At 32.7% G+C, this 25,933-nt stretch carries 23 protein-coding genes and 1 riboswitch; of the genes, 20 read left to right on the forward strand and 3 right to left on the reverse strand.

The window, feature by feature from the left end:
• Position 1: 1 nt before the first annotated feature.
• The 20 genes from XJ44_RS00910 (at position 2) to hutU (ending at position 23,112) form a co-directional block, all read left to right on the forward strand.
• A complete protein-coding gene (locus XJ44_RS00910; protein WP_077197768.1) occupies positions 2-1,123 on the forward strand; it encodes an aspartate-alanine antiporter-like transporter in 1,122 nt (373 codons plus the stop codon).
• A gap of 39 nt (positions 1,124-1,162) precedes the next feature.
• A riboswitch (Lysine riboswitch) is annotated at positions 1,163-1,340 on the forward strand.
• A gap of 66 nt (positions 1,341-1,406) precedes the next feature.
• Positions 1,407-2,366 (forward strand): aspartate-semialdehyde dehydrogenase, encoded by a 960-nt coding sequence (locus XJ44_RS00920; protein WP_077197769.1) that lies wholly within the window; start codon positions 1,407-1,409, stop codon positions 2,364-2,366.
• Positions 2,363-3,055 carry a diaminopimelate epimerase gene (dapF, locus tag XJ44_RS00925; protein ID WP_075665210.1) on the forward strand — a complete coding sequence of 231 codons (693 nt, stop codon included), beginning with the start codon at positions 2,363-2,365 and terminating at the stop codon, positions 3,053-3,055. The genes XJ44_RS00920 and dapF overlap by 4 nt, the downstream gene beginning before the upstream one ends.
• Positions 3,048-3,914 (forward strand): 4-hydroxy-tetrahydrodipicolinate synthase, encoded by an 867-nt coding sequence (gene dapA / locus XJ44_RS00930; protein ID WP_077197770.1) that lies wholly within the window; start codon positions 3,048-3,050, stop codon positions 3,912-3,914. The genes dapF and dapA overlap by 8 nt, the downstream gene beginning before the upstream one ends.
• A complete protein-coding gene (locus tag XJ44_RS00935) occupies positions 3,911-4,564 on the forward strand; it encodes a 4-hydroxy-tetrahydrodipicolinate reductase (RefSeq protein ID WP_077197771.1) in 654 nt (217 codons plus the stop codon). Before dapA ends, XJ44_RS00935 begins: the two co-directional genes overlap by 4 nt.
• Positions 4,561-5,256, forward strand: coding sequence for a 2,3,4,5-tetrahydropyridine-2,6-dicarboxylate N-acetyltransferase (dapD, locus tag XJ44_RS00940; protein ID WP_077197772.1), 696 nt, complete (start codon positions 4,561-4,563; stop codon positions 5,254-5,256). The genes XJ44_RS00935 and dapD overlap by 4 nt, the downstream gene beginning before the upstream one ends.
• 4 nt (positions 5,257-5,260) lie before the next feature.
• Entirely contained in the window at positions 5,261-6,460 is a 1,200-nt protein-coding gene (locus XJ44_RS00945; protein ID WP_075665214.1) for an aspartate kinase, read from the forward strand.
• Between the two features lie 4 nt (positions 6,461-6,464).
• Positions 6,465-7,589: an aspartate aminotransferase family protein gene (locus tag XJ44_RS00950; RefSeq protein ID WP_077197773.1), complete on the forward strand. Its 1,125-nt coding sequence runs from the start codon at positions 6,465-6,467 to the stop codon at positions 7,587-7,589.
• Between the two features lie 97 nt (positions 7,590-7,686).
• On the forward strand, positions 7,687-8,805 hold the full coding sequence (locus tag XJ44_RS00955) for a DegT/DnrJ/EryC1/StrS family aminotransferase (protein ID WP_077197774.1): 1,119 nt from the start codon (positions 7,687-7,689) through the stop codon (positions 8,803-8,805).
• A 13-nt stretch (positions 8,806-8,818) separates the two neighbouring features.
• Positions 8,819-10,276: an apolipoprotein N-acyltransferase gene (gene lnt / locus XJ44_RS00960; RefSeq protein WP_077197775.1), complete on the forward strand. Its 1,458-nt coding sequence runs from the start codon at positions 8,819-8,821 to the stop codon at positions 10,274-10,276.
• Entirely contained in the window at positions 10,273-11,571 is a 1,299-nt protein-coding gene (locus XJ44_RS00965) for a nicotinate phosphoribosyltransferase (RefSeq protein ID WP_075665218.1), read from the forward strand. The genes lnt and XJ44_RS00965 overlap by 4 nt, the downstream gene beginning before the upstream one ends.
• 101 nt (positions 11,572-11,672) lie before the next feature.
• A complete protein-coding gene (gene gcvT, locus XJ44_RS00970) occupies positions 11,673-12,983 on the forward strand; it encodes a glycine cleavage system aminomethyltransferase GcvT (protein WP_077197776.1) in 1,311 nt (436 codons plus the stop codon).
• Positions 12,984-12,989: 6 nt separating this feature from the next.
• Positions 12,990-14,309 carry an aminomethyl-transferring glycine dehydrogenase subunit GcvPA gene (gene gcvPA / locus XJ44_RS00975; protein WP_075665220.1) on the forward strand — a complete coding sequence of 440 codons (1,320 nt, stop codon included), beginning with the start codon at positions 12,990-12,992 and terminating at the stop codon, positions 14,307-14,309.
• Between the two features lie 15 nt (positions 14,310-14,324).
• Positions 14,325-15,773, forward strand: coding sequence for an aminomethyl-transferring glycine dehydrogenase subunit GcvPB (gcvPB, locus tag XJ44_RS00980; RefSeq protein WP_077197777.1), 1,449 nt, complete (start codon positions 14,325-14,327; stop codon positions 15,771-15,773).
• Position 15,774: 1 nt separating this feature from the next.
• A complete protein-coding gene (locus XJ44_RS00985; RefSeq protein ID WP_075665222.1) occupies positions 15,775-16,854 on the forward strand; it encodes an iron-containing alcohol dehydrogenase family protein in 1,080 nt (359 codons plus the stop codon).
• Positions 16,851-18,017 carry a class I SAM-dependent rRNA methyltransferase gene (locus XJ44_RS00990; RefSeq protein ID WP_077197778.1) on the forward strand — a complete coding sequence of 389 codons (1,167 nt, stop codon included), beginning with the start codon at positions 16,851-16,853 and terminating at the stop codon, positions 18,015-18,017. The genes XJ44_RS00985 and XJ44_RS00990 overlap by 4 nt, the downstream gene beginning before the upstream one ends.
• A gap of 4 nt (positions 18,018-18,021) precedes the next feature.
• On the forward strand, positions 18,022-19,677 hold the full coding sequence (locus XJ44_RS00995) for an outer membrane protein assembly factor BamB family protein (protein WP_077197779.1): 1,656 nt from the start codon (positions 18,022-18,024) through the stop codon (positions 19,675-19,677).
• Position 19,678: 1 nt separating this feature from the next.
• A complete protein-coding gene (locus XJ44_RS01000; protein ID WP_077197780.1) occupies positions 19,679-20,221 on the forward strand; it encodes an NUDIX hydrolase in 543 nt (180 codons plus the stop codon).
• Positions 20,218-21,441 carry a M20 family metallo-hydrolase gene (locus XJ44_RS01005; protein ID WP_077197781.1) on the forward strand — a complete coding sequence of 408 codons (1,224 nt, stop codon included), beginning with the start codon at positions 20,218-20,220 and terminating at the stop codon, positions 21,439-21,441. Before XJ44_RS01000 ends, XJ44_RS01005 begins: the two co-directional genes overlap by 4 nt.
• Before the next feature lie 18 nt (positions 21,442-21,459).
• Complete coding sequence (gene hutU, locus XJ44_RS01010; RefSeq protein WP_075665227.1) at positions 21,460-23,112, forward strand: urocanate hydratase; 1,653 nt, start codon at positions 21,460-21,462, stop codon at positions 23,110-23,112.
• A gap of 238 nt (positions 23,113-23,350) precedes the next feature.
• On the opposite strand, the gene XJ44_RS01015 is transcribed toward hutU, so the two are convergent.
• From XJ44_RS01015 to XJ44_RS01025, 3 genes are read right to left on the reverse strand one after another with little or no spacing between them, the layout of a single operon-like run.
• A complete protein-coding gene (locus XJ44_RS01015) occupies positions 23,351-24,511 on the reverse strand; it encodes a 2-oxoacid:acceptor oxidoreductase subunit alpha (RefSeq protein ID WP_077197782.1) in 1,161 nt (386 codons plus the stop codon).
• Positions 24,504-24,731, reverse strand: a complete 228-nt coding sequence (locus tag XJ44_RS01020) for a 4Fe-4S dicluster domain-containing protein (protein ID WP_075665229.1) — start codon at positions 24,729-24,731, stop codon at positions 24,504-24,506. Before XJ44_RS01020 ends, XJ44_RS01015 begins: the two co-directional genes overlap by 8 nt.
• 9 nt (positions 24,732-24,740) lie before the next feature.
• Positions 24,741-25,877 (reverse strand): sodium ion-translocating decarboxylase subunit beta, encoded by a 1,137-nt coding sequence (locus XJ44_RS01025; RefSeq protein ID WP_075665230.1) that lies wholly within the window; start codon positions 25,875-25,877, stop codon positions 24,741-24,743.
• Positions 25,878-25,933 lie beyond the last annotated feature (56 nt).

The following is a 25,933-nucleotide window of genomic DNA, read 5'->3' on the forward strand; positions in this document are numbered from 1 at the left end:
AATGCTAAATCCTTATCTTTTATTGTTTTTAAGCATTTTTTTCGGGATGTTGTTGGGAAACATAAAGATCAAAAATTTCAAATTAGGAACTTCTGGAACACTTTTTAGTGGTTTATTTTTTGGCTGGTTATTTCCACATTTTGTTTCTTCAGAAAAATCTTTTCAAAATACTTTTAACATTTTTTTTCAATTTTCTCTTATACTTTTTGTGACATCTATTGGCTTAATAGCATCAAAAGAAATAAAAGAAATATTAAAAAAATACGGCATGAAGTTTCTCATACTCTCACTTACAATAACTTTTTCAGGTTTCTTACTCACTGTTACATTTATTTTAATTCTAAAACTTAATCCATATAACCTAATAGGTGTATTTTCAGGAAGTCTCACAAGCTCACCTGGTCTTGCCACAGCTCTTGAAAGTGTGAATCACACAAGCGAAGTGGTATTTGGATATACAGTTGGTTATATACCAGGCGTACTTGCCGTTATTTTCTCCATATACTTAATACCATCAATCTTCAAAATAAAAATATCACAACAAAAAAAATTACCGGAAAACAAAAAAGAAGCAAAAGAAAAAACGTTCAACTTGTTATCATATTCTTTAGTTATTGCAATAGGAATTATTATAGGTAATATCCCATTAAATCTTGGCTTTTCAACTATAAAGTTGGGAATTACAGGTGGCCTATTAATATCTTCACTTACACTTGGTTCTATAGGAAATATTGGAAAAATAAATTTTTCTTTCAACACCAATCTTCTGAAAAATATTCAGAATCTTGGGCTTGTAATGTTTCTATCATCAATAGGCCTTAAATCAGGATACAAAGTAATTGAAAATTTTAATGGATATAGTTTGATCTTAATGGTTATATCATTAATAATAGCATTATTTTCTATATTCATCGGCTTTTTCCTGGGAAAATACGTATTTAAATTGGATTGGGAAATTTTAGCCGGTGCTATAACTGGTGGTATGACAAGTACTCCAGGACTTGGAGCAGCTCTAGAATCTACAAAAAGTAACCTAGCAGTTGCAGGATACGGTGCAACATATCCTTTCGCCTTATTGGGCATGGTTGTATTTAACAAAATATTAACATTATTAACATTTTAGTGATTTTTATATTTGTTTTTTTTTGGTATAATTTAGCTAAATACGATCGGAGGTGCGTCCAAGAAGAGTAGGATTCTCCATCAATGGGAGAATATTGGGAGAATCTGAAAGGCGAGGACGCCGAAGGGTGTAGAGTTTCTCCCACTCTACATGCCTGGGGGTACAGGGAATACCTGTGCCACTGTCACGGAAATATCCGTGGAGAGCCGATCGTTGGGAAATAAATATATTTTTCTCAACGACGCCTCTTCACGAGGCGAATTTTTTTATGGAGGTGTTTGATGTGGTAATAGGTATTGTGGGTGCAACCGGCGAAGTAGGCAGAACCATGATAAAAGTATTGGAAGACTTCAAAATACCCGTAAAAAAACTAAAATTATTTGCTTCTAATAAATCCAAGGGGAAGTTTCTTGAATTTAACGGCAAAAAAATAAAAGTAGAAGAATTAACAGAAAAATCAATGAAAGAAAAATATGACTTTCTTCTCTTTTCAGCAGGAAAAAATATCTCCACACATTTTGCACAAATTGCAGCCAATCATGGAAATATAGTAATTGATAATTCTTCAGCATTCAGAATGGTTCCAAACATTCCGCTTGTCGTCCCAGAAATAAATGGACATCTGGTAAAAAACTACAAAGGTATTATTGCAAATCCAAACTGTTCAACTATACAAATGGTTCTTTCAATACACAAAATTCATGAATTTTTAAAAATAAAGGAAATATATGTTTCAACTTATCAGGCTGTATCAGGTGCCGGACATAAAGCATTAAAAGAATATTTAAACCAAATTAGCGGTAATAACGAAAAAAATGTATTTCCAAAACAAATTGCTCACAATGTCATCCCCGTTATCGGAAACATATTAAACGACAATTTTTCTGAAGAAGAATACAAAATGATAAATGAAACCAAAAAAATATTAAACGACAACTCTATAAAAATATATCCTACAACCGTTCGGGTTCCTGTAAAATACGGACATTCTGAATCTATAATCATCAGAACCGAAAAAAAGTTTAAAATATCACAAATAAAGGAACTTCTTTCAAAATCGGAAAATGTAATATATACCGAAGATTCAACAACTCCTTTAGATGTAGAAGGAAAAGATATAGTATACGTTTCACGACTTAGAAAATTTGATGACTATACATTTTCAATATGGAACGTTGCAGACAACATAAGAGTGGGCGCAGCCACAAATGCGATTCGAATATTAGAGGTGATGAGAAAATGAAAAAATACACTGCAAATGGTAATTCTTTTGTACTATTTGATATTTCAAAAACCAGTATTTCAGATAATGAAAAGAAAAAATGGGTTTTGGAAAACTGTAAAGATAGAGATGGTGCTTTATTCGTAGAGAAAAGAGATGGAATATATTATATGGATTATTTTAACAAAGATGGAAGTAGAGCACCATTTTGTGGGAACGGAGCAAGGGTTTTTTTTTATTATCTACAAAACGAAAAAAAAGAAAATGTATCAAAATTTCTAACCGATGCCGGATTAGTTTTTGGAAAAATATACAACGGAAAAATACTAATTAAAATGCCAAAGCCTTCTATTGCACAAAAAATAAAAATTGAAAACTTTAGCGGATATCTTCTAAAAGTAGGAGTACCACATTTTGTTACGTTTGTAGATAATGTAGACAAAATAATGATCAACAATATTGGAAAAAAACTAAGAAAAAAATTAAACGCAAACATTAATTTTGTACAAAAACTTTCAAAAAATACAATAAAAGTTAGGACATTTGAAAGAGGGGTTGAAGGAGAAACATTATCGTGTGGAAGTGGCTCAACGGCATCAGCGATTATATTAAATGAAAATAAAGTTAAAGTAATAACAAAAGGAGGCATATTATACGTACATATTTTAAATGATGGTTTTTACCTTGAGGGAGGTGTAGAAAATGTTTAGTGGAATCGGAACTGCTATTATTACACCATTTGAAAATGGTGTAATAGACTTTAAAGCACTTGAAAAACTTCTTAAAACTCAAAGCAACATTGATGCCATTGTGTTACTGGGAACAACGGGTGAAGCTCCAAACATATCAATAGAAGAGAGAAATAAGTTAATCTCCTTTGTTAAAAACTTTTATCCAAATAAACCATTAGTGGTTGGAGCTGGGACAAACAGTTTAACTCACACCTTGAAATTGATTAAAAATGCCGAAAAAAATGGTGCAGATGCATTACTTATTGTCACACCTTACTACAACAAACCCACTCAAGAAGGATTATATCACTATTACAAATATATCTCAGAACATACAGATTTAGAAATAATAATATACAACGTGCCCAGTAGAACAGGTGTAAATATTTTACCTGAAACAATATACAATCTTGCAAATGATTGTAAGAATATTGTCGCACTGAAAGAAGCAAATTCATCTTTTGATCAAATTAACAAAGTGATGCTTCTTAAAAACGAAAACTTTAAGGTGTTTTCCGGTAATGATGACACATCATTCCAATTTCTAGTAAGTGGTGGTGATGGTGTCATATCTGTTGCATCAAATATTATTCCAAATCAAATGGTGGAAATGTTTAAATTAATTAAAACAGGAGAAATAAAAAAAGCAAGAGAATTGTTCTACAGATACTATCCCCTTTTTAAAGCCCTATTTGTAGAAACAAACCCTATACCGGTGAAACTTACCTTAAGTCTAATGGGATTAATTAAGAATGAACTAAGACTTCCACTTTATCCTGCAAAGGAAGAAAGCAGAAAAATTTTAGAAAAAACATTAAGGGAGTGTAATTTAATATGAAATATGGCGTTATAGGTTACAAAGGAAAAATGGGAAGACTAATAACCAAATTATTCAACGAGAAAGGACATACCTCTGTGTTATACGTGGACAAAAATAGTATAAAACAAACAGACATTCCTGAGATAATAATTGATTTCTCTTCAAAAGATGCGTTGCCACATACTATAGAACTCTGTATTAAAAATAGCGCTAACCTCGTCATTGGAACAACTGGTCTTTCAAATGAAGATATATCATCCTTAAAAGATCTTTCAAAAAAAGTTGCAATCTTACAATCATATAACTTTTCATTTGGAATAAATATAATTGTAGAAATTCTTGAAAAATTCAAAACACTTTTTAGTGATTGGGATTGTGAAATCTTTGAAATACACCATTCTGAGAAAAAAGACAAACCTTCTGGTACAGCCTTTATGCTTGAAAAAGCTATCAACAGAAAAATAAATATAACTTCCGCAAGAATAGGAGGAATACCTGGAGATCATACGATTTTATTTGCAAATCAAGGAGAATTAATTTCAATATCACATAGGGCAATTTCCAGAGAAGTATTTGCCCTTGGTGCACTCAAAGCTTCTGAATGGTTATTAAGTAAAAAGAAAGGTTATTATACCTTTAAAGACGTAATAAAGGAGGGATTAAAGTGAATACACAGGAAATAATAGATCTTATCTCTAATTCAAAGAAAAGGACCATTACAAAAGCATATATATCTGGTAACTTAAAAGACATAAATTTTAAAAGTGTTGAATTTGTAGGCACCGAATCATTTGGGATAATATTTGGAGACTACGAGGAAATAGAAAAAATTGTAAAAAATCCTGCAATAAAAAAATTCAAAACAGAAATCTTCTCAAGAAACTCAGCCATTCCTCTTGCAAATTTAACGAAATACAATGCAAGAATTGAACCAGGAGCAATAATAAGAGACATGGTAGAAATAGGTGACGGTGCAGTAATTATGATGGGAGCTGTAGTCAATATAGGTGCCCAAATCGGAGAGAAAACAATGATAGATATGAATGCCGTTATAGGAGGTAGGGCAATAATTGGGAAAAATTGTCACATAGGTGCCTGCGCTGTAATTGCCGGTGTAATAGAACCGCCAAGTGCAAAACCTGTAGTTATAAAAGATAACGTTATGATAGGCGCAAATGCAGTAGTTTTAGAAGGTGTAGAAATAGGTGAAAATAGCGTTGTTGCAGCTGGTGCTGTTGTAATAGATGATGTTCCTCCAAACTCAGTTGTCGCTGGAATTCCAGGAAAAATAATTAAAAAAGTTGATGAAAAAACAAAGGCAAAAACACAAATTGTTGAAGGTTTAAGAAATATGAGGTGATTAGATGGTTGTTGTTCAAAAGTATGGAGGATCATCTGTTGCAGATAAAGATAAAATACTAAACGTTGCAAAAAAAATTAAAGCACGAATTGAAAAAGGTGATAAAGTTATAGTAATAGTTTCTGCAATGGGGAAGACCACTGATAATTTAATCAACCTAGCAAAATCTATAAGCAATAAACCGCATCCTAGAGAGATGGACATGCTTTTAACTACAGGGGAACAAGTTTCAATTGCTCTACTTTCAATTGCTTTGAATGAACTTGGAGTAAAAGCAAAATCTTTCAACGCTTTTCAACTTAACATCTTAACAACACATGAGCACACTAAAGCAAGAATTAAAGATATAAACTCTAGCAAAATACTAAAAGAACTTAAAAAAAATGCCGCTATTATAATAGCAGGTTTTCAAGGTATCACAGAAAGTGGTGATTTGACAACTCTCGGCAGAGGGGGTTCAGACACAACCGCAGTTGCAGTTGCGGGGAAATTAAATGTCCCTTGTGAAATATACAGCGACGTTGATGGAATTTATACATGTGATCCAAGAATCATACCAAATGCAAAAAAGATTTCTTACATAACCTACGACGATATTCTAGAACTATCTTCTCTAGGGGCAAAAGTTCTCCATTCAAGGGCAGTAGAACTTGCAAAAAAATACAATGTTAAATTATACTGTGCCTCTTCATTTTCAAACAAGGAGGGAACATGGGTGGTTAACAAAATTCCAGAATGGCTTGAACAACCCGTAGTAACAGGTGCAACAATTGAGAAAAATCAAATAAAAATTACACTAAGTAATTTGCCAAAAAATGAGACTCTCATAGAAAGAGTTTTTAAAGTCTTAAGTGAAAAAAATATTAACATAGATATGATATCCATGTATTCAGATGAAAAATATTACCATCTCTCATTCTCCATATTAGATGATTTAAAAAAAATTATAATAGACGCCATAAAAGAAATTGATAGTTCTCTAAATATAACCTATCAAGGACCCTTTGACAAAGTTTCAGTAGTAGGCGTAGGCATGAAATCCAGTCCAGGTGTTGCAGCAAGATTTTTCAAAACAATTTCAAAGATAAATGCAAAACCTGAATTGGTAACTACTTCGGAAATTAAAATATCCGTTCTAGTTCTAAAGGAATTTTCGCAAATTCTGTTAAATGCATTAGCAGATGAATTTTCACTAAAGGAGTGAAATTATGTTTATTTCAAATACATACAATAGATTTCCTATAAAAATTAAAAAGGCAGATGGGATATGGATTTTTGATGATAAAGGAAACAAATATCTTGATACTTTTTCCGGTATAGGTGTAACATCTTTTGGACACTGTAATGAAGAAATTTCTAATGCAATAATAGAAAAATTACAAAAATATAGTCATATATCAAATTTTTTCCTAGATGAAGATGCAATAGAAGTTTCAGAAAGATTGGTAAAAGAAACCGGTAAAAACGGAAAAGTATATTTTTCAAACTCAGGAACAGAAGCAAATGAAGCAGCACTAAAAGCTATTAAAAAAACAAAAAAGGGAGCTATAATCTCATTTTTTGGAAATTTTCACGGTAGAACAATAGGCTCTCTATCAATAACCGGTTTTCCAAATATAAGAAGTAAATTTTTACCATTACTTAACAATGTTATCTTTCTACCATTCAACGATATAAAATCATTTAAAGATGTTTTTAAAAAACAAGAAGTATCTGCTGTTTTTGTGGAAAGTATTAGGGGAAGTGGGGGACTTGATACATTAACAAAAGAATTTGCAAACACAATTATGGAATACAAAGAAAAATTTGATTTTATCTTGGTCACAGATGAAGTACAGAGTGGCCTTGGCAAAACTGGTGAATTTTTTTCGTACAAACACTTTAACTTAGAACCAGATATAATTACAGTTGCCAAGTCTCTTGGAGGGGGACTCCCTTTAGGTGCAACCATTTTTACAGGTAATTTTTCAGACATCTTCTCACCAGGAGAGCATGGTTCAACCTTTGCACCAAATCCACTTGCACTTGCTGCAAGTAAGGTTGTTTTAAAAAAAATAAACCAAAATTTATTACTTAGCGTAAAAGAAAAAGGATTGTATTTAAAAAAACAACTTCTAAATATTAAAAATGTAAATAAAGTAAAAGGTTTGGGGTTAATGTTAGGGGTTAAAGTAGATGTAAAAGGAGATATATTAAAATTAGCATTAAAAGAAAATCTATTGTTAAATGTAGTGAAAAACGATACAATTAGATTACTCCCACCTTTAAACATTACATATAAAGAAATAGACTTAATGGTTTCAAAGCTAAAAAAGGTTTTAACATCAAGATGATTTTTTACAAACCGAATTCTTCCTTTGTATTTAAAACTTTTATTCAAAACAAAAAAACTATGTTATACTAATTACAAAGAAAACGTGGAGGGATAAAATGAAAATACCACTCTCAAATGCATACATTGAAAAAGACGATATAGAAGAAGTTTTAAACGTTTTAAAAAGCAAAAGACTTGCACTGGGGCCATATATGGAAAAGTTTGAAAACATCACTAAAAGCTACGTTAAAAGCAAATTTGCCGTCGCAGTAAGTAGTGGAACAGCCGCCTTGCATTTAATTTTAAAATCTCTAAATTTTAAAGAAAAGGATACACTTTTAGTTCCTTCCTTCACTTTTATCTCTTCTGCAAATGTAGCGTTATACGAAAAAGGAAAGGTCCATTTTGTTGATATAGAAGGCGATACATTAAATATCTCGCCAAATGCTCTAGAAGAGGAAATTGTAAAATTAAAAAAAACAAATAATGGCAAATTGTTTTTCATGGGAGTCGACATTTTTGGACATCCACTTGACTGGGATAAAATCATCAAAATATGTGAAAAACACGATGTAACAATAATAGAGGATTCTTGTGAAGCCTTGGGAAGTGAGTACAAAGGAAAAAAATGCGGTACCTTTGGAATAGCAGGTACTTTTGCTTTTTACCCAAATAAGCAAATTACAACTGGCGAAGGTGGAATTATTGTAACAAATGATGAAAAAATAGCAAGACTCGCGAAAGCCATGAGAAACCAAGGAAGGACTTCCAAAAAATGGCTTTCACATGAGTTATTGGGGTACAATTACAGATTAGACGAAATGTCCTCCGCATTGGGATATTCACAAATGAAAAAAATAGATAAAATCATAGAAATGCGCAACAAAGTTGCACAAAATTATAAAAAACTTCTTAATTTCGTTGAAACTCCAACAACAAAAGAATACACCACAAAGATGTCATGGTTCGTATATGTTGTAAAGCTTCCAAAAGAAATAGATTTAAACAAAGTTATTACATTTATGAAAGAAAATGGTATCGAAACGAAAAATTATTTTGCACCTGTACATCTTCAACCACTCTACAAAGATTTAGGTTGGAAAGAAGGAATGCTCCCAATAACGGAAAGTGTATCAAAAAGAACGCTTGCTATTCCCTTTTACAGTGAATTAACCTTTGAAAAACAAGAAAAAGTTGCATTTTATCTAAAAAAAGCTATAGAATTATTCACCTAAAGGAGGATAAAATGTGATTTACATACTCATATCTTCTATCCTAACATCTCTTGCAATGCCTGGATTTTTGTGGGGAGGATTGATTTGGTTTTCACTTATACTCTTTTTCAAAGGACTTGAAAGCAGAAAGATGGCTTTCTTATATTCTTTCCTTTTCCATTTCATACTTTACTTCATATCTTTATATTGGGTAATCCCCGTACTTACCAAAAATCTTCCAGAATTTTTTGGTAGGTTTTCTTCATTTACGGGTTTTTTAGTATTTATCTTACTCTGTACAATTGAAGCTTTTCCATTTCTAATATTTGGAATCTTCTATGGATATTTTATCGACAGAATTAAAGGAATTGTTCCAAAAGCTATATTTGTTTCTTCAGTATACTCTATAATGGAATTTTTAAGGGGAATTGGTGACTTGGGATTTACAGGAATAAGGCTTTCCGATGCACTATTTAAAGATATTGGAATAATCCAAATCACATCCGTTGTAGGAACAATAGGTCTTACCTTTCTAATTGTACTCGTTAATTTTTTTCTATATTACAAAAAATTTTCACCTTCTAAGATAATTATAACCTTATCCATTATATACTTTATAAACTGGTTGATTTTCACATCTCTTCCCGAAAATAAAGCTAATATCCCATTAGTTGCATTACAAACTAACGTGGAACAAAAGGTAAAATATCTAAAAAACGAAAGAGAAATTTTAAAAGAAATAACAAAATTTAAAACTCCAAATTATTTACATATCTTTCCAGAAGCAGTATTTCCAGAAAAAGACATTAGAAATACCTATATTGAAAGCAAATTAAAAAATATCAGTATGGAAAAACCTATAATCTTAGGATTTCCAACAATGGAAAACACTCCCAAAAATAGTGCTGTGGTTTATTACAAAGGAAAAATTGTTGGAAAATACGATAAAATTAAGCTTTTTCCATTCGTAGAGTTTTTACCATACGAAAAAATATTCAAAAAATTCCAATTTTTAAGAGGAATATCTTACTTTTCAAAGGGAGATAGATATACAACCTTCAAAATAGAAAATTATCCAGAATTTGGAATTCAAATCTGCTTTGAAAGTTATTTTCCAGAAATATCAAGAAAATTATCAAAAAATGGCGCACAATTTTTAATTGTTATCACAAACGACGGGTGGTATAAATTTACCACCGCACATATACAACATTTCTCAAAATCCGTATTTAGGGCTATAGAAAATAGAAGATACGTTATCCAGGTGTCAAACACTGGTATAACTGGAAGCATCGATAAATACGGAAGAATAACTAAGGTATTTCCTACCATGACTGAAAAAGTAGGAATCTTTAACGTAAAAAAAAGTAATACAACAACTATTTATCAAAAATTCGGCGATTGGTGTGTTATCATGTTTTTAATAAATTCAATAGTAATTCCAATCGCATACAAAAAAAGAAAAACTAGTATAAAAGGAGGAAAAATATGAAAAGGTTACATCCAAAGGTGTTTAAAATTCCAATAGATAAAATTCGTATGGGATACTATTCTGATAAGTATTTTACAAGGTATGTTGAAATTTTAAAAAAAGATAACCATCATCCAACTGTATATTACCAATTCTTTCCAAGGCAAAATGCGACTATTTGTGGAATTGACGAAGCACTTGCAATACTTAAATTCTGCACAGGCTATTATAAAGATGAAGAAAAAGCAAGAAAAATATTCTCAGAAATGCTCCAATTGGACAAACAAATGCAAAATCTAACAATTGAAGGAAATGTAAAAGAAATAATAAAGCTTACAGAAAAGAAATGGAATTTGAGGCTTAAATTAAATGAACTGTGGATAGATAAATGGGATGAAATAGAAGTGAAAGCTGTATATGACGGAGATGATGTAAAAGAAGGAATGCCTATCTTAACCATAGAAGGTGATCCTACCTACTTTGGTTATCTTGAAACTATATTATTAGGGGTAATTGCAAGGGCTTCAAGTACAACAACTGCCGTAAAAAAAGTTGTCAAAGCAGCAAATGGAAAACCCATACTCTTTTTTAGTGCAAGGTTTGATCATTATTGGGTTCAAGCAACAGATGGATATGCTGCGCTAAAAGCAGGTGCTTTTGGAGTCTCAACCGATGCAAACGCCGATTATTGGGGAATCGAATCCATGGGAACAATACCCCACGCCCTCATTGCTGCATATAACGGTAAAACAGACATTGCATCTATTGCATTTGACAAATACATGCCCGAACACGTAAACAGAATTTTTCTAGTTGATTGGGATAATGATGTTATTAATACTACCTTTGAAGTGGTAAAAAGCTTCTATGAATACGTAACAGGCAAAGAATTTATTTTGGGAAAAACAGACCCTGCACCGATTATAGGGGAAGGAAAAAATAAAATCTGGGGTGTAAGATTTGACACTTCTGGTAATTTAAGGGACAAATCTGTTGTTCCAAAAGATGAAAATTCATTTGGGGTTTGTCCTGAACTTGTTTGGAGGGCAAGAAAAGAATTTGACAAAGTTGGTCTTAACAATTTAAAAATCGTAGTTTCAGGTGGATTTGACGAAAATAAAATAGAGTTGTTTGAAAAATTAGACGTTCCAGCCGATGTCTACGGTGTAGGTTCAAAGCTTTTGAAGAAAAAAATAGATATAACGGCAGATATAGTAGAGGTAAACGGAAAACCATGCGCAAAAGTTGGTAGGTATAAAATGGATAATTCTCATTTACAAACAGTATCCAAAAAATTTTGGGAAAACGAACATTAATTCAAATAACATAAAATAATTTCAATAATTGGTATTGAATAATATTATTTGAATTTTTACACCTAAAAAATTGGTGTTACAATAAACTCGGAGATGAGATTATGTGGAAAAAAATAATTGAGATAGATAGTGAAATTAACGCAAAACTAGTTGAAGGATGGTTAAAAAGTAACGGTATTCCCTGTATAATCAAAGCAGAAGCAGAACCATTTCCAAAAGCTTTATTCGGCTCATCGGCATTTTTCGCAATCTTTGTACCAGAAAGTGAATTAAAAAAAGCAAAAGGAATAATCAATCTCAATATAAAGGGGGAAAAGAGCATGAAACGCACACCATTACACAATGAACATTTAAAATTAGGTGCTAAAATGGTCGAATTTGCAAATTTTCAAATGCCCATCCAATACTCTGGTATAAAGGATGAAGTTCTTGCGGTAAGAAACAATGTGGGGATGTTTGACGTATCACACATGGGGGAGGTAATAGTGGAAGGTCCACAATCAACAGATTTTGTGAATTTTCTCATCACAAACGACTTTGAAAATTTAAAACCCGGTGAAATAGTTTATACAGCAATGTGTAATGAGAAAGGCGGATTCGTAGATGATCTACTTGCATATAAAATTTCAGAAAATAAAGCAATGTTGGTTATAAACGCAGCAAATATAGAAAAAGATTTTAACTGGATGAAAAAAATTGCAGAAAAATTTGATGTAACACTAGAAAACAAATCAGATGATTACGCATTAATTGCTGTTCAGGGACCAAAAGCACAGGAAACTTTACAAGAAATTGTAGATCTAAATCTAGATGATATTGGATACTATACTTTCTCTTTTGGAAACATACTAGGTACAGATGCTATCATATCAAGAACCGGTTATACAGGAGAAGACGGATTTGAAATATACACAACAAATAAAGACGGGATTGTAAAAATATGGCAAAAACTTTTGGATATGAAAGTAACACCAGCAGGTCTTGGTGCAAGAGACTGTTTAAGGCTCGAAGCCTCATTATTACTATACGGAAATGATATGGACGAAACGATTACTCCACTCGAAGCTGGAATAAAATGGGCCGTAAAATTTAACAAAGATTTTATGGGAAAAGAAGTGCTGCAAAAACAATTAGAAGAAGGGCTAAGTAGGCGCCTTAAGGGTTTTAAACTTATTGATAAAGGTGTTGCAAGACATGGTTACAAAATTTTCAAAGAAGGAAAGGAAATTGGATACGTTACAAGCGGAACTTTCTCTCCAACGCTAAATCAAGCAATTGGCATGGCCTTAATTGAAAAAGGTCATAAATCTGGTGAAGTAATTGAAATTGAGATTAGAAATAAATTAGTAAAAGCAGAAATAGTTAAAATGCCATTTTATAGAGGCAGTGTAAAAAATAAAAAGAAAGGATGATTGTGTATGCACAGATACATACCACACACTGATGAAGAAATAAAGGAAATGTTAAATGAAATCGGCGTAAAATCTATAGAAGATTTGTATATAGATGTCCCAAAAACTGTCGATGATTACAATCTAGAAAGTGAAAAAGACGAATTTACCGTAAAAAGTGAAATATTATCACTTGCAAAGAAAAATAAAGTATTTAAAATAGAAAACATCTTTGCCGGTGCGGGTATTTATGCGCACTACATTCCGACCGTAGTTGAACATCTTGCAAATGATCAAAGATTTGTAACAGCATATACACCATATCAAGCAGAAGTTTCACAGGGCACATTACAAGCACTGTTTGAATATCAAACAATGATGTGTGAATTAACAGGTATGCAAGTGGCAAATTCTTCTATGTATGATGGAGCAACTGCTCTTGCCGAAGCTATGTTAATGGCTGTAAGGGTTAGTAGAAAAAATAAGATATTAGCCGCCAGTTCTATTAATCCAGAGTATTTACAAACAAGCAAAACATATTGTACTCCGCAAAACATAGAAATTGAAGAAGTAAAATGGAATGATAACGGCACTTTGGATATTGAAGATCTAAAATCTAAGATAAGTGATGAAACTTCTGCGGTTGTAGTTGGATATCCAAACTTCTTTGGAATTATTGAAGATTTAAAATTAATAAAAGAATCTATTCCGGAAAAAACACTGTTAATCGTCGTTAGTGAACCAGTATCTTTAACTATATTAGAATCTCCCGGAAAGCTTGGCGCGGATATAGTAGTAGGTGAGGGACAATCGCTTGGCGTAACTCCAAATTTCGGAGGACCTGGAATTGGATTTTTTACTACTCTTGAAAAATACGTCAGAAAAATGCCCGGAAGGATTATAGGTCAAACAAAAGATGTAGATGGAAAAACAGGATATGTGATGGTACTTCAAACAAGGGAACAACACATTCGTCGTGAAAAAGCTACATCAAACATTTGTTCAAATCATGCATTAATAGCACTCATAAATGCTATATATTTATCAACTATGGGACCTGAAGGATTAAGAAAAGTCGCAAAAATGTCGTACAACGCAGCACATTACTTTGCAGAAAAATTAAAAGAAAAAGGATATTCCCTCATATTTAACGGTCCTTTCTTTAATGAATTTGCATTCGACGCAGGTGAAAATTATTACGAAAAATGGAAAAAATTAGCAGAAGAAGGTTTCTTAGGCCCTCTACCATTGGTAAAGGTACTTCCCAATTTTAAAAATTGTGCACTTGCATGTTGTACAGAAGTAAACACAAATGAAAGCATAGATAATTTACTAAAACATTTTTAGAATGGAGGGACTCAAATGACTACTATTTTTGAAATGTCAAAAAAAGGTAGAATTGCGTTTAAAATACCAAATAATAATATAAAAGATTATGAATTTGACTTCCCAGAACACTTACTTAGAAAAACATCGCCTAGACTTCCACAAGTAAGCGAATTAGATGTGGTTAGACACTATACCAATCTTGCCGCAAAAAACTACTCAGTTGATGTAGGATTTTACCCATTAGGTTCATGTACTATGAAATACAATCCCAAAATTAATGAGAAAATTGCAAATGACGAACACTTTTCAATGATACATCCATTTCAACCAATGGAAACAGCACAAGGCGCTCTTCAATTAATGTATGAACTAAAAGAAATGCTTTGCGAAATATCAGGAATGGATGATATGACACTTGTTCCATCTGCAGGAGCACATGGAGAATTAACTGGTATGTTAATAGCAAGGGCATATCATTTAAGTAGAGGTGACACAAAGAGAAAAAAAGCAATTGTACCAGACAGCGCTCATGGAACAAACCCTGCATCGGCAAGAATGGCTGGATTTGAAGTTATAGAAATAAAATCCGGTCCTGATGGAAGGGTAGATCTAAACGAGCTTAAAAAACACCTAGACGAAGAAGTTGCAGTTTTGTTATTGACCAATCCAAATACACTTGGTTTATTTGAAAAAGATATCATAAAAATTGCTGAAATGGTACACGAAAAGGGTGCACTTTTATACTACGATGGTGCAAACTTAAATGCAATCTTGGGACGAACAAGACCAGGTGATATGGGTTTTGATATTGTCCACTTAAATCTTCATAAAACATTTAGTACACCACATGGTATGGGTGGACCAGGTAGTGGCCCGGTGGGAGTAAAAAAACACCTTTCGAAATTTTTACCAGTACCTGAAATAATAAAAGAAAATAACACATATAAGCTAAATTACTCCAAACCAGAAAGTATAGGATTTATAAGAAGCTTTTTCGGGAATTTTTCCGTTTTGGTAAGGACATATACATATATAAAAACTATGGGAAAAGAAGGTTTAAAAAAGGTCGGGCAAATGGCAGTGTTGAATGCAAATTATCTAAGAAAAAAGGTATCAAAAATCATGGATATTGCATATCCAGGTCTTTGTATGCATGAGTTTGTATCCACATGTGAAAAATTAACAAAAGAAACAGGAGTCAAAGCGTTAGATATAGCCAAAAGACTTCTAGATTATGGAATCCACGCACCAACGATGTACTTCCCATTAATTGTACACGAAGACTTTATGATTGAGCCAACGGAAACTGAAAGTAAAGATACATTAGATGAATTTGCAAAAATACTTGGAAAAATCTTTGAAGAAGCGAAGCAAAATCCAGAATTAGTAAAAAATGCACCTTACACAACACCAATTAGAAGACTAGATGAGGCTACTGCTTCAAGAAAACCTATAGTAAAATTCAATTTTGAGGGGGAATAAAATGAAATTTTACCTTCCCACAAAGGTATTTTTTGAAGATGGTTATAAAGACTCTATAATTGAAATCGAAAAATTGGGAAATACCTTTTTAATAATTACTGGAAAAAGTTCGAAAAAAAACAAAAGTCTAGATGAATTAGTAGATGTTTTAAAAAAATTAAATAAAAAATTTGAAATATTTGATGAAACTTTGGAAAACCCTCCTAAAGAGATGCTTTATAAGATCATAGATAAATTTGGAAAAAATTGGGATGTAATTGTTGGCCTTGGTGGCGGCAGTCCAATGGATGCCGCCAAGGCTATTGCTGTTTTGTGTAAAAATGACATAAAAGTTGAAGATTTATACGATAACCTTAAATATAACAGCGCATCTAAAATTCTTTGTATTCCAACAACTTCCGGTACAGGAAGTGAAGTAACACAATACTCCGTTCTAACTATTAACAACGTAAAAAAAGGATTTAAACATGATGTTATATTCCCAAATGTTTCTATACTAGAACCAAAGTACACACTTACACTATCAAAAGAACTCACAATATCAACGGCATTAGACGCCTTATCGCACGCAGTTGAATCTTTTCTATCACTAAGAGCCAGTGAATTTTCAAAATTATACGCGCTAGAAGCAATAAAGCTAATAAAGCAAAACCTAAATAAGTTAGTTGAAGACTTGCAGAACTACGAGTTGAGAAAGAAAATAATGCTTGCATCATTTTATGCAGGTATTGCAATAAGTTTGACAGGTACCACTATTGCACACTCATTGGGATACTCACTAACCTCTGAAAAAGGAATAAAACACGGTCTTGCAACAGCTGTCTTTCTACCATTTGAAGTTAAAAACTCTGGTAAAGAAGAAGAAATTAAAGAAATTCTAGGCGACCCACTTGAATTTCTTAAATCTCTCAACGTTTCCATTGAATTTTCAATAGAAGACGAAGAAATTGAAAGGTGGTCAAATAGAGTACTTAATTCTTCACATGTAAAGGTTACCCCTGGAAACTATAACCTCAATAAAATCAGAGAAGCCTACAAATGGGTAATTGAAAAATCTGGACTATATGGAGGTAGTAAATGAAGGTATTCTTGAAGAAGGATATAAAAAATAGAATAAAAAATGGGCATCCCTGGATTTATGAAAATGAAATTGAAAGAATAGAAGGAATCCCGGAAAATGGCGGTATTGTCGATGTATTTAACCATGAAAAATCGTTTCTAGGAAAAGGATACATTAATTTTAACTCTAAAATTAGAGTTAGAATTTTAACAAGAAAGGCAGAAACAATAGGAAAAAACTTTATCAAAAAAAGATTTTTAGAAGCTTTAGAGAGAAGGCATACAAAAGAAAAAAGTTTTCGGGTTATTTTCTCAGAAGCGGATAATTTATCTGGTTTAATAGTAGACAAATTTCAAGATTATATAGTACTTGAAATCAATACTTTGGGTATTGAAAAACTAAAAAATCATATATTAGATGTAATAATAGAACTTTTTAATCCAAAAGGTATTTTTGAAAAATCCGATAGCAATTCCAGGGAAAAAGAGGGGTTGAAGAAATATTCCGGTTGGATATATAAATCTGGTCCCGAATTAATACCATTTGAACTAAATGATTTAAAGTTTTTTGCAGATACCCAAGGACAAAAAACTGGTGCTTTTCTTGACCAAAGACTAAATGTAAAATCACTAGAAAGATATTCCAAAGATAAAGTATGTCTCGATGCATTTTGCTATACTGGAAACTTTGGTATGCATATGTTATTGTACGGTGCAAAATATGTAACTTTTCTTGATTATTCACAACGCGCAATTGACATTGTAAATTTAATTGCAAAAGAAAATGGATTTAAAAACTATGAAACTATAGTAGGAAATGCTTTTGATATTTTAAAACAGTTTGACAAAACATCAAAGTACTTTGACGTTGTTTCGATTGATCCGCCTTCATTTGCCAAAAAAGGGAGTAATAAAAAAAGTGCGCTTAAAGGATATAAAGAAATAAATCTCAGGGCAATGCGCATCCTAAAAAATCACGGTATTTTGGCTACTTCTTCATGCACACAAATAATCTCAGAGGAAGAATTTGATAATATAATATTTTCGGCAGGTATAGATACAAGCAGAATAACAAGAGTTATGCATAGGGGTGCTCAACCTTACGATCACCCATATGTATTAAACATCTTAGAAACAAAATATTTAAAATTCAGATTACTTGAAATTGAAAAGATTAAGGAGTAATACAATGAAAAAAATAATACTTTTTTTTCTTTTGACTATAACAATTTTGTTCTCGCAAACTTATATTTTAACCAATGACGGTCTATATAAATCTTTTGAAAAAGTACTGCCAGGTACATTTTCAGATCTCTTTCGTTATGACAATAACATCTATCTCGTCGGAAAAGACGAAATATTGAATATTCAAACAAACAAAAAAATCTATGTAGAATCACCCACTTACATTGGTGAAGGATATATTGTTTCAAAAGATAGACTTTATCATTTAAAAAATGATAAATTGTCTTTAATAAGGATAATATCAAATATTTCAAACCCACAAGTTTACAAAGATATTTTATTCGCCATAAATATGGGAAGAGTTGTAGCTTACAACAATGGAAAAATAATATGGACCCTTTCATATGATAAAGGAAAAATAAACAAAATAAGAATTTCAAAAAACATCCTTGCCGTATTTTCCACGTATAATCTTTCTCTTTTCGATATTTCCAATCCAAGGTACCCAAAATTTTTGAAAAAATTCAACCCAGTTAATGATTACACATACAATGGTTACCACGTGTTATTAAAAAATATGACTATTTCATTCTACGATGAAACAAATAAATTAGTATTTTCAAAAAAAGTAAATGGAAATAAAATTATTACAGACAGTGAAAATATAATTGTCGGGAATTACTTAATAACAAAAGATTTTAACATCACAACATATCCTTTTAAAATAAAGGCATTTGTAAACTTAAACGAAAATATAGAGGAAACCCAAACAAAATTTACCAAATTGTGGAGTATAGATCTTAATGCAGACATAACTGGGAGACCAGTTGCAATAAACGGTACTTTGTTTTTAGCAACCACAAGTGGAAAATTGTTCAAATTAAGTAATGGAAAAATACTGTGGAATTATCATTTGCCGTTTATAGTTACTGGACATTTAACCATTACCGAAAATGCGCTAGTAGTTCCTTGTTGGGATGATTTTCTTTATTCTTTTGATTTAAATGGGAATCTTATTTGGAAAACACAATTGGATTCAGATATCACACTAGGTGCTGCATACGATGGACAAATAATATACACCGTAACCGATGATGGACTTTTGTATGAAATCAAAGATGGAAAAATAATTTCAACTATGAAAGTTGGAAAATGGCCGATAAGTGGACCTTTTGTATCACTATCTGGTCAAATCTATACCGTAGATGGGATGGGATATTTATGGAAAAATGAAAAAAAGGAAAAGTTTATAGGTAACATAAAAAACTTGGCTTTTTCGTTGGAAAATCCACAAATTCCCTCTGAAAATTCTGTAATCTTAATAGACAAATCAAATAAATATGTATTTTCCAAAAACTTTTTCACAAAAAATGATGTAAAAATTCTAGACTTTGAATATGACATAATAGATAGTGTTATAGGTCAAAAATTCATATATATACTAACCGAAAATAACAACTTATACATTTTAGAAAAAAATAGCTTTAAAATTCTCTATAAAAAAACATATGAAAATTCAAAATTTATAATATTAGACGACATAGGAAATTTATACATAGTTGGAAAAACAATAACTGTAATTTCTACGAATGATTCGCCATCAACGCCATGGAACAGTATCTTTAAAAATAACCTAAACTCATCGGCGGTTAATTATTGATATGATAATCGGTGCAAATGAATACGCTGTGGTAATACCCATAGTAAACAAAAAATATTTTTTATTCGAAGTACGTTCAAAAAAATTAAATACTCAACCAGGAGAAGTGGCATTCCCGGGTGGGAAATTAGAAGAAAACGAATCACCTAAAGACTGTGCAATACGTGAAACAATTGAAGAAATAGGTACAGTCCCAAAAATAATCAAAGATCTTCCAATGGTTGTTACACCTTTTAATATAGTAATATACCCATTTTTAGGTACCATCAATAGCAAAATTATGCGTAATAAATCAGAAGTTGACGCAATTTTTTTGGCACCAATTAAATTATTTGAAAAACCTTTGTACGAATATTACATAGATGTAAAGGTATATCCACCTACTAGTTTTCCATTTCATTTAATACCAAATGAAAAAAATTACAATTGGAGACAAGGGAAATATAGAATCTTATTTTTCAAACACAAAGAATATATAATTTGGGGAATAACAGCTTTAATTGCACATGAGGCTTACAAAATATTAAAGGAGGAATCTATATGAAAGAAAAAATCATTCAAATTGTTGAAAAATTAAAACCCGAAATCATTACCTCAATGAAAAAATTTGTATCCATTAACTCTGTAAATCCTAGATCAGGTGGCCCAGGTGAAAAAGAAATGGCTGAATGGTTAGAAGACTTAATTAAAGATTGGAGCTTTGATTCTGTGGAAAGATACGATGCAAAAGATGACATAGTGCCATATGGATTTAGACCAAATATTGTGGCGAGAATAAAAGGAAGTGAAGGAAAAAGAACTATTTGGATTATAACCCACATGGACAAAGTTCCCGCAGGTGATCTATCATTATGGGAAAATGATCCATTTGATCCACTAGAAAAAGACGGGAAAATATTTGGAAGAGGTGCAGAAGATAACGGTGCATCTTTAATTGCCTCATTATATGCTGCAAAAGCGATATTAGAACTCAAAATAAAACCCAAAGACAATATCGCACTTGCCTTTGTTTCAGATGAAGAAACAGGATCCGACTATGGTATAAAACACCTTTTAGAGCTTGGTTTATTCAATAAAGGCGATTTGTTTATAGTACCCGATGCCGGCGAACCCGACGGTTCATTTATTGAAATTGCCGAAAAATCCATTGCATGGTTAAAAATAACTACTTTTGGAAAACAAGCACATGCATCAAGACCAGATATAGCTAAAAATGCCCATAGGTTCGCTTTGAAATTCGCTTCACAGTTGGATGAACATTTAAATAAAAAATATAACTTAGAAAATAAATTATTTGATTATCCGAAAAGTTCCTTTGAACCCACAAAAAAAGAAAATAATGTGGATAATGTAAACACTATACCGGGAACAGATGTCGTCTACTTTGATTGTAGAATATTACCAGAATATAACATTGAAGAAATCTTCGAGGATATAACCAATTTTGCAAATAAGTTTTCAAAAGAATACAATGTGGAAATTCACGTAGAAAAACTGCAATTTGAGCAAGCCGCACCACCCACTAATAAAGATTCAGAGATAGTAATAAAGTTAAAAAGTGCAATAAAAGAATTGAGAAATTTAGAACCAAAAGTTGGAGGAATAGGTGGAGGAACTTGTGCCGCTATAGTTAGACGTGCAGGCTTCCCCGCGGTTGTCTGGGCCACATTAGATGAAACGGCACACCAACCAAATGAATACGTGGTTATAAATAATTTAATTGAAGATACAAAGGTCTATACTTATTTAATGGCAAATTCTTAAAATTAAGGGGGGAATATTATGTCAAGAATTGTAAAAGCACCAAGAGGAACAAAACTTTCTTGTAAAAGTTGGCAAACTGAAGCACCTATGAGAATGTTAATGAACAACCTAGATCCAGAAGTTGCAAGAGATCCTGCAAACCTTATAGTATACGGTGGTACAGGAAGAGCCGCAAGGAATTGGGAATGTTTTGACAAAATAGTTGAAACACTGCAAAATCTAGAAATGGATGAAACACTTTTAATTCAAAGTGGAAAACCAGTTGCAGTTTTTAAAACAAGTGAATGGGCACCAAGAGTATTAATCGCAAATTCCAACCTTGTTCCCAAATGGGCAAATTGGGAATATTTTAGAGAATTAGAAAAACGTGGTTTAATTATGTACGGTCAAATGACCGCTGGAAGTTGGATTTACATAGGAACTCAAGGTATACTTCAAGGCACATATGAAACATTTTACGCAGTAGCCAAAAAGTATTTCAATGGATCACTAAAAGGAAAATGGGTATTAACTGCAGGTTTAGGAGAAATGGGAGGAGCACAACCTTTAGCTGTAACTTTAAACGATGGTGTAGTACTTGCCGTTGAAATAGATAAAAGAATGATTGAAAGACGTATTAAAACAGGTTATCTCGATACTTGGACTGACAACTTAGATGAAGCATTAAAATTAGTACAAGACGCCGTAAAAGAAGGAAAACCACTGTCAGTCGGTCTTTTAGCAAATGCTGCAGATGTGCACCCAGAACTTGTAAAACGTGGAATTATTCCAGATATAGTAACTGATCAAACAGCTGCGCATGATCCATTAACAGGTTACATACCACATGGCATGTCATTTGATGAAGCATTAAAATTAAGGAAAGAAAATCCACAAAAGTATCTTGAGTTAGTATACGAAAGCGTTGTAAAACATATAGAAGCAATATTGGAAATGCAAAAGCAAGGCGCAAAAGTATTTGAATATGGAAATAATATAAGAAGACTTGCATACGATCACGGAGTAAAAAATGCATTTAATATTCCAGGATACGTTCCAGAATACATAAGGGACTTATTCTCCGAAGGAAAAGGTCCATTTAGGTGGGCCGCTTTATCCGGTAATCCTGAAGATATTTACAAAACTGATAAAAAAGTATTGGAATTATTCTCTTACGATAATCACTTAAAAAAATGGATAGAACTTGCACAAAAAAAGATTAAATGGCAAGGGTTACCTGCAAGAATATGTTGGTTAGGTCAAGGAGAAAGAGCAGAATTAGGACTTGCCATAAACAAAATGGTACAAAAAGGCGAAATCGAAGCACCTATTGTAATTGGAAGAGATCATCACGATACAGGGTCAGTGGCAAGTCCATATAGGGAAACTGAAGCTATGAAAGATGGCAGTGATGCAATAGCAGATTGGCCAATTCTAAATGCGATGTTAAATGTTGCAAGTGGGGCAACTTGGGTATCTTTCCATCATGGTGGCGGAGTAGGTATTGGTTACTCATTGCACGCAGGAATGGTTATAGTAGCTGACGGTACAGATTTGGCACATAAGAAACTAGAAAGAGTTTTAACAAATGATGTTGGACTTGGTGTAGTAAGACATGCTGATGCAGGCTATGAAATAGCAATAAATACTGCAAAAAAACATAACTTGAAAATACCTATGCTTGATCAATAAAAAATCTTAGGTAACTGTGCACTGAACTAAAAAACGATAAAAAAAGCACCCCCAAAATGGTTAAATAAAACTAAAAAGGGGGTGCTTTTTTTTAAACAGTTGAACTAAAAAGATGTGAAGAATACAAGAGAAGGTATAAAAATAAATTAGATGGCCTCGGTGGAGTGCCGAAGCCATCTATTTTTGAAATTTTTTATTTGTCACATCTTTGAAGATAAACCCATAATCCTTAGAACTTTTAAAAGTCATATCCTTCAGTTAAAATATCGTTTATTCCTGCTAAAATCTCCTCTGGGGTAATTAATTCTCCTCCTACTTTATTGATAAATTTAACTTTTGTTCCAGGTTTTACCAATCTCAAAATTTCCCTTCCGTATTGCCCTAAATTCATTTCTGGTATAACAACTGCTTCAACTTTTGAGAGTCTTTTTCTAAGCTCGTGAACTTGTAATGGCCAAATTGTAATTGGCTTGAACAAACCTACTTTCATTTTATCGTTTCTTGCTATTTTCACAGCCTCAAGTGCGCTCCTTGCCACTACCCCATACGCTATAACCAGCACTTCTGCATCTTCTGTCATATACTCATCGTAAATTGAAATCTCATCAATATGGAGCCTTATTTTATTTGACAATCTCTTGATTAATTTTTCTGCAGTTTCATACGCTGCATTTGGGAAACCAGATTCGTCGTGCACAAGGCCCGAAACATGGAATCTTGTTTTACCCATCTCTATCAACGCATTAGGTTTTGGTTCAGCATATTCACTTTCTGCATATGGCACAAATATCTCTTCATCTTCCAATTCTTTTTCAGAAATTCTATCCACAATTTCTATATCTCTACCATTCGGTAATTCAAATGTTTCTCTCATATGGCCCAAAGTCTCATCCATTAAAAACACAACAGGTGTTCTATATACTTCGGCAAGGTTAAAAGCCTCAATTATATACCTATACGCTTCTTGGACAGTTGAAGGGTACATCGCAATTATGGCATGATCTCCGTGAGTTCCCCACCTCGCTTGCATAATATCACCTTGAGCGGGCTTGGTTGGAAGACCAGTTGAAGGGCCTCCACGCATAACATTAACAAAAACACACGGAGTCTCAGTCATAACAGCATATCCTAAAGCCTCTTGCATCAAACTAAAGCCCGGGCCGCTAGTAGCTGTCATTGATTTTACCCCCGCAAGTGATGCACCAATCATAGCCGCGGCACTTGCAATTTCATCTTCCATTTGAATAAAAACCCCATTATGTTTTGGCAACTCTCTTGCCATGGTCTCGGCAATTTCTGAAGAAGGGGTAATGGGATAACCTGCATAAAATCTACAACCAGCTCTCAGTGCTCCATATGCAACTGCTTCGTTTCCCTGCCAAAAAACTAATTTACCCATTTTTTTCACCTACTTCTTCTGTAATCTCAACTATGTCAATGGCAAAATCTGGACATAAATTTTCACACATCAAACATCCTATACACGTTGTATGATCTTCTACTTTTGGTCTATTCATTTCCCCCTTAATAATAGTTTTTGTAGGACAAGTGTTATAGCATATCCCGCAACTTTTACACCAATTATAATTTATCTTCACCTTAAACTGTTTCTTCGCCATTACCTCACCTCACTTAATTAATGATAAGAATATACCAGCTGCAACAGCAGAACCTATTACTCCGGCAACATTTGGCCCCATTGCATGCATTAATATGAAATTAGTTGGATCTTCTTCCTGGGCAATTCTTTGAGCTACCCTTGAAGAATCAGGTACAGCTGATACGCCAGCAGCACCAATTAATGGATTTATTTTATCTTTTAAAAATAAGTTCATTAATTTTGCAAATAAAATTCCAGAAACTATAGACGTTATAAATGCAATAGCACCCATACCGAAAATAAGCAAAGATTGAGGTTTTAAAAACACGTCAGCCCTTGCAGATGCACCAACTGAAACACAAAGTAGAATTGTAACTGTATCAAGGATATATCTACTTGCCGCTTCAACAAGTCTCTTTACAACACCTGCTTCTTTTAAAAGATTTCCAAACATCAACATACCAATTAATGGTAATGCCTTAGGGACTATCAGTGCTACAATTATAGTTGTTAAAATTGGGAATAGTACCCTCTCTACCTTGGTTACCTTTCTAGGTGGTTTCATTTTTATTCTTCTTTCTTCTTTTGTTGTCATCAATTTTGAAACCAACGGTTGAAGTACGGGAATTAACGCAATGTATGAATATGCAGAAATTGCAATTATAGATAACAATTCAGGTGCAAATTTTGAGGTTATAAAAATTGAAGTAGGACCATCTGCTCCACCAATAATACCTATCGATGCCGCTTGTTTTAAAGTAAAACCAAACACCCTTGCCAAAAGAAAGGTGATAAATATTCCCATCTGAGCCGCTCCACCAAGAAAAATTGTAATAGGATATGAAAGCATAAAGGAAAAATCAGTCAATGCCCCAATTCCAAGAAAAATCAGTGGAGGATAGATTCCAAGCACTAATCCCTGTTGTATATACCACAAAACACCACCTGGTGAAGATTGAGAAGGAGGATTTAATATGCCAGTAATATCTGGAGGTATATTTGCTAAAATAATTCCAAAAGCTATAGGTATCAAAAGAAGTGGTTCTGCGTCTTTCTCTATAGCAATATAAATCAGCAGTCCGGCAATCCCGAACATTATCAAATTTCCATAACTAATATGCATAAAAGCTGTACTTTGAAAAAAAGATAATAATGATTCCAGCAACTCAAACTCCTCCTTTATTAGCAGATCTATTCTAATTATATATCACTATTTATAAT

Origin of the sequence: Thermosipho affectus, from assembly GCF_001990485.1 — a bacterium.
Lineage (GTDB): Bacteria > Thermotogota > Thermotogae > Thermotogales > Fervidobacteriaceae > Thermosipho > Thermosipho affectus.

Excerpts from the sequence above, each read along its gene's own strand:
- XJ44_RS00910 (WP_077197768.1), top strand. The coding sequence starts at position 2 with ATGCTAAATCCTTATCTTTTATTGTTTTTAAGCATTTTTTTCGGGATG.
- dapF (WP_075665210.1), top strand. The coding sequence starts at position 2,363 with ATGAAAAAATACACTGCAAATGGTAATTCTTTTGTACTATTTGATATT.
- dapA (WP_077197770.1), top strand. The coding sequence starts at position 3,048 with ATGTTTAGTGGAATCGGAACTGCTATTATTACACCATTTGAAAATGGT.
- XJ44_RS00935 (WP_077197771.1), top strand. The coding sequence starts at position 3,911 with ATGAAATATGGCGTTATAGGTTACAAAGGAAAAATGGGAAGACTAATA.
- XJ44_RS00945 (WP_075665214.1), top strand. The coding sequence starts at position 5,261 with ATGGTTGTTGTTCAAAAGTATGGAGGATCATCTGTTGCAGATAAAGAT.
- XJ44_RS00950 (WP_077197773.1), top strand. The coding sequence starts at position 6,465 with ATGTTTATTTCAAATACATACAATAGATTTCCTATAAAAATTAAAAAG.
- XJ44_RS00955 (WP_077197774.1), top strand. The coding sequence starts at position 7,687 with ATGAAAATACCACTCTCAAATGCATACATTGAAAAAGACGATATAGAA.
- XJ44_RS00965 (WP_075665218.1), top strand. The coding sequence starts at position 10,273 with ATGAAAAGGTTACATCCAAAGGTGTTTAAAATTCCAATAGATAAAATT.
- gcvT (WP_077197776.1), top strand. The coding sequence starts at position 11,673 with ATGTGGAAAAAAATAATTGAGATAGATAGTGAAATTAACGCAAAACTA.
- gcvPA (WP_075665220.1), top strand. The coding sequence starts at position 12,990 with ATGCACAGATACATACCACACACTGATGAAGAAATAAAGGAAATGTTA.
- gcvPB (WP_077197777.1), top strand. The coding sequence starts at position 14,325 with ATGACTACTATTTTTGAAATGTCAAAAAAAGGTAGAATTGCGTTTAAA.
- XJ44_RS00985 (WP_075665222.1), top strand. The coding sequence starts at position 15,775 with ATGAAATTTTACCTTCCCACAAAGGTATTTTTTGAAGATGGTTATAAA.
- XJ44_RS00990 (WP_077197778.1), top strand. The coding sequence starts at position 16,851 with ATGAAGGTATTCTTGAAGAAGGATATAAAAAATAGAATAAAAAATGGG.
- XJ44_RS00995 (WP_077197779.1), top strand. The coding sequence starts at position 18,022 with ATGAAAAAAATAATACTTTTTTTTCTTTTGACTATAACAATTTTGTTC.
- XJ44_RS01000 (WP_077197780.1), top strand. The coding sequence starts at position 19,679 with ATGATAATCGGTGCAAATGAATACGCTGTGGTAATACCCATAGTAAAC.
- XJ44_RS01005 (WP_077197781.1), top strand. The coding sequence starts at position 20,218 with ATGAAAGAAAAAATCATTCAAATTGTTGAAAAATTAAAACCCGAAATC.
- hutU (WP_075665227.1), top strand. The coding sequence starts at position 21,460 with ATGTCAAGAATTGTAAAAGCACCAAGAGGAACAAAACTTTCTTGTAAA.
- XJ44_RS01015 (WP_077197782.1), bottom strand. The coding sequence starts at position 24,511 with ATGGGTAAATTAGTTTTTTGGCAGGGAAACGAAGCAGTTGCATATGGA.
- XJ44_RS01020 (WP_075665229.1), bottom strand. The coding sequence starts at position 24,731 with ATGGCGAAGAAACAGTTTAAGGTGAAGATAAATTATAATTGGTGTAAA.